4 protein-coding genes and 2 pseudogenes are annotated in these 4,223 nt (G+C 65.3%); 4 read left to right on the top strand and 2 right to left on the bottom strand.

What is annotated here, in order from left to right; all coding sequences use genetic code 11:
* The 4 genes and pseudogenes from JCM19049_RS08975 to JCM19049_RS08960 form a co-directional block, all read left to right on the top strand.
* Window positions 1-607 (top strand): annotated as a pseudogene (locus JCM19049_RS08975) (hypothetical protein); the annotation flags it as partial.
* A 24-nt stretch (window positions 608-631) separates the two neighbouring features.
* Complete coding sequence (locus JCM19049_RS08970; protein ID WP_054821414.1) at window positions 632-1,102, top strand: NfeD family protein; 471 nt, start codon at window positions 632-634, stop codon at window positions 1,100-1,102.
* Between the two features lie 134 nt (window positions 1,103-1,236).
* Window positions 1,237-2,139 carry an SPFH domain-containing protein gene (locus JCM19049_RS08965; RefSeq protein ID WP_054821416.1) on the top strand — a complete coding sequence of 301 codons (903 nt, stop codon included), beginning with the start codon at window positions 1,237-1,239 and terminating at the stop codon, window positions 2,137-2,139.
* A 171-nt stretch (window positions 2,140-2,310) separates the two neighbouring features.
* Window positions 2,311-2,658 carry an RNA polymerase-binding protein RbpA gene (locus tag JCM19049_RS08960; protein WP_054821413.1) on the top strand — a complete coding sequence of 116 codons (348 nt, stop codon included), beginning with the start codon at window positions 2,311-2,313 and terminating at the stop codon, window positions 2,656-2,658.
* Window positions 2,659-2,849: 191 nt separating this feature from the next.
* Here the strand turns inward: JCM19049_RS08960 and JCM19049_RS08955 are convergent, their stop codons facing one another.
* Together JCM19049_RS08955 and JCM19049_RS08950 are read right to left on the bottom strand one after the other, a co-directional pair.
* Window positions 2,850-3,584 carry a polyprenol monophosphomannose synthase gene (locus JCM19049_RS08955; RefSeq protein WP_054821412.1) on the bottom strand — a complete coding sequence of 245 codons (735 nt, stop codon included), beginning with the start codon at window positions 3,582-3,584 and terminating at the stop codon, window positions 2,850-2,852.
* 369 nt (window positions 3,585-3,953) lie between these two features.
* A pseudogene (locus tag JCM19049_RS08950) lies at window positions 3,954-4,223 on the bottom strand (amidohydrolase); the annotation flags it as partial.

Here is a 4,223-nt window from a genome sequence, read left to right as displayed (position 1 = left end):
GCGCGCGGCGGGCTCGCGTGCCGTGGATGCGGTGGCGCTGGACATTTCCCGCTATGCGATGCGCCGTGCCGCAAAACTGCCTGACACCACGGCGCTGGTGTGGGATGTATGGCGCACCCTGCCCACCGCGGACGCCTCGCGCCAGGTGGTGCTCAACTGCTTCGCCCCGCACAACCCGGCCGAGTTCCGCAGGGTCCTTTCCCCCGGTGGCACCTGCGTGGTGGTCACCGCCCTGCCCACACATCTGCAGGAGATCCGGAAGGAGCTGCAGATGCTGGGAATCGCCCCGGATAAGGAAGAGCAGCTGGTGGCCCGGTTCGCTGGCGCCGGGCTGGAGCTGCTCGACTCGCGGGAGCTGAGCTACCCCATGGAACTGGACCCACGGCGCTGTACAACCTGGCGTTCATGGGGCCGGCCGGGCATCACCTGGATGAACAGGCGCTGGCCGCCACCGTCGGGCGCCTGGGTTCGCGCCGGGTCACCGCCGCCTTTGGCATTTACTCATTCGGATAGTGCGAAACCAAATATCCCCCTAAGTGACTACCGACATCCAGTGGCGTATGCGGCAGAATGGAGGCAAAGCCGACCGGATTGTCGGGGCGGCTGAACTCGTAAACGAAGGTATGAGGCATTGAGTACAGCGCAATGGGTTCTTAGCAACGCCTGGGTCATCTGGCTCGCGGTGTTCCTGCTGTTGGCGATCGTTGAGATGCTGTCACTGGACCTGTATTTCATCATGCTCGGCGTTGGTTCGCTCGGCGGATTGGCCGTGGCCCTGGCGGGCGGCCCGGGCTGGCTGCAGGTGGTGGTGTTCGGCCTGGTGTCACTGGCGATGGTTTTGCTGGTGCGCCCGATTGCCATCAGACATTTGCGCAAGGCGCCGGAGGGGTTCCGCACGAACATTGACCGGTTGATCGGCCAGGACGCACTGGTGCTCGAACCGGTCTCCCGGATCTCCGGGCGCGCCAAGATCGTCGGCGAGGTCTGGACGGCCCGCACCGACGTGGACCAGCCGAGCATGGACCCGGGCAGCTATGCCGTCGTCAGCCGCATCGAAGGGGCGACCGCCTATTTGAAGCTGAAGCCCGAGGCCGACCTTTAACATCTGTCAGCTCCCCCGGTGCGCCACTTGACCGGATGCGCGGCCACGGCAAACCCGCCGGCCGGGGAGCAGACCAAAGACCAAATCATCAACGCACCAAGAAAGTGAGTACCCATGGAGTCCAATTCACTTGGCTGATAATCGTGCTCGTGGTTCTGGCGATCTTCGTGATCGTCGTGCTGCTGCGCAGCGTGCGCATCGTACCCCAGGCCCGCGCCGGCATCGTTGAGCGCCTGGGCAAGTACAACCGCACCCTGAATCCCGGGCTGACGATCCTGATCCCCTTTGTTGACCGGCTGCTGCCGCTGCTGGATCTGCGTGAACAGGTTGTCTCCTTCCCGCCCCAGCCGGTGATCACCGAGGACAACCTGGTGGTCTCCATCGACACCGTGGTCTACTTCCAGATCACCGAGCCGCGCGCGGCGACCTATGAGATCGCCAACTACATCCAGGCCGTTGAGCAGCTGACCACCACCACGCTGCGTAACGTGGTTGGCGGGCTGAACCTGGAAGAGGCGCTGACCAGCCGCGACCAGATCAACGGCCAGCTGCGCGGGGTGCTGGATGAGGCCACCGGCAAGTGGGGCATCCGCGTCTCCCGCGTCGAGCTGAAGGCCATCGACCCACCGATCTCGATCCAGGACTCGATGGAGAAGCAGATGCGCGCCGAACGTGACCGCCGCGCCGCGATCCTCACCGCCGAGGGCACCAAGCAGTCCGACATCCTCACCGCCGAAGGTGAACGCCAGGCCGCCATCCTCAAGGCCGAGGGTGACGCCCAGGCCTCGATCCTGCGCGCCGACGGTGAAGCCCAGGCAATCCAGAAGGTGTTCGACGCGATTCACGCCGGACGCCCGGACCAGGAGCTGCTGGCCTACCAGTACCTGCAGACCCTGCCGAAGCTGGCCGAGGGCACCTCGAACACGCTGTGGGTCATCCCCAGCGAGGTCACCGAGGCCCTGAAGGGCATCGGCGGCGCGCTGGGCGGCGTATCCGACTCGGCTCGGAAGAACGACTCGGGCTCCACGGGCATCTAATCCCCGGTTCCGCCCTATGATTCAGTCCCCAACGGCGGGATCCGGAAACGGGTCCCGCCGTTGGCACGTATAATGGTTATTTTGGGTGTCGGCCACTGGAGCGGGGAATCTTTTGGCCACACCGACCGTTGGAATGTGTAGCGTACACGAAAACCTCTCGTAAGGAGTAACATGAGCGATCGCAGCCTGCGAGGCATGCGCCTGGGCGCACAGAGCATGGAATCTGAGGCAGGTGTAGAGCCGGCTGCACGCCAGCGCGTGGAATACCAGAGCGAGGACGGCGAACGCGTCTTCGTGGTGTTTGCCGCTGAAGCCGACATCCCGGCCACCTGGCTGACCAAGGCCGGCAAGGAAGCCAAGCTGGTGCACGGCGAAGCCAAGGAGGCCGAGCCGACCAACGAGAAGCCGGTTCGTACCCACTGGGACATGCTGCTGGAGCGCCGTTCGGAAGAGGAACTGGAAAAGATCCTGGCCGACCGCCTGACCCAGCTGCGCGCCTCGCGCGGCGAAGCGGTCTAGGACGCGTCCTTCCGCCACAAGCACACGGTGAGGCCGCCCTTCCCCACGGGAGGGCAGCCTCACCTTTTGCGTCTCTGGCGCCGTGTTCCGCCTAAGGCCCAGGGCCGGCGGGGCAAGGAAAACGCCGCGCACCCGGGCCGGTGGGCCCGAACGCGCGGCGTCCTGTTCTTGGCGGCAAAGCGCGGCAGCGGCTACTTTTGCAGCTTGCCGGTCAGCTTCTTCCAGCGGGCCGACAGGCCCCAGCGGGTGACGTTCAGCATCGCCTCAACCACGATGTTTCCGCTCATCTTCGAATCCCCCAGCTCGCGTTCCACGAATGTCACCGGGACCTCGACGATGCGCATGCCCAGCATCGCCACGCGGAAGGTCATATCCACCTGGAAGCCGTAGCCGCGCGATTCGATCGCGTCGAAGTCGATGGCCTCCAGGGTTTCGCGTTTGAAGGCGCGGTAGCCGGCGGTGATGTCCTTCAGCGGCAGGCCCAGCAGGGTGCGCGAGTAGAAGCTGCCGCCGCGGGAGATGATCTTGCGCGAGAGCGGCCAGTTGACCACTTCCCCGCCCTTGACCCAGCGCGAACCGATCACCAGGTCGGCGCCCTCGGCGCTGGCCTGCAGCAGGCGGGGCAGCTGTTCGGGCATGTGCGAACCGTCCGCGTCCATTTCCACGATGACGTCGTAGTCGCGCTCCAGGGCCCAGCGGAAGCCGGCGATGTAGGCCGCGCCCAGCCCTTCCTTGCCCTTGCGGTGCATGACGTGGATCTGGCTGTCCTCGGCCGCCATCTTGTCGGCCAGCTCGCCGGTGCCGTCGGGCGAGTTGTCGTCGGCAATGAGCACGTCGGCGTCCGGCACGGCCTTGCGCAGTCGTCCCACCGTCAGGGGCAGTGACTCCAGCTCGTTGTACGTGGGGATGATCGTAATGACGCGCACGCGGCACCTTTCTCGAATTCTGCTTGGCATCCCCGCCAGCTCGGTCCGGGGGAATTAGTCCAAATTCAAATTATAGTCACCCGGGCAGCGCTCAACCGCGTTGTGACACAGTTGATCCCCGGTGACTTCGGCCCTATCCCCCGCCGCACGGCAGGGAATGTTATCTAAGGTCACCGGGGATCAACTAGATGTGCTACGCCGCAGGGGCCCGGAAAGCGGCCCGCGGCGTGGCGCTGATCACCAGCCTAGTCCCCTACCCACCGGTTGTGTCAACCATCCGGTGACTACTGGATACACAAACTTGCGCCAAGTCACACATGCAATCAGCGCTTCCTGGCAGTTGCCTTTCCGGGGGCTTGGGGCGCGGTGCTAGGAGCGTACCGGCAGCGCGTCGAACAGGGTGATTCCGGCCCGCACGGTGCGCAGGCATTCGGGGATCTGCTCGTCGATGACCGGCAGCAGCGGGGTGCCGGCCCGGGCATCGGTGGACCAGGAGGAGATGCGTTCATCGGGGGTCTGCACGGCCAGTTCGGAGGCGCTCCACACCGCGAAGGTGGCCGGGGCACCGATCACCAGCTGCCCGGTGTACGGGCTGGCCTGGCCTATGGCGCGGTAGGCGGAACGGGTCTGGGCCAGAAA

Source organism: Arthrobacter sp. JCM 19049 (assembly GCF_001310435.1).
This window is presented reverse-complemented; position numbering and strand designations above follow the sequence as displayed.

Excerpts from the sequence above, each read along its gene's own strand:
- JCM19049_RS08960 (WP_054821413.1), top strand. The coding sequence starts at position 2,311 with ATGAGCGATCGCAGCCTGCGAGGCATGCGCCTGGGCGCACAGAGCATG.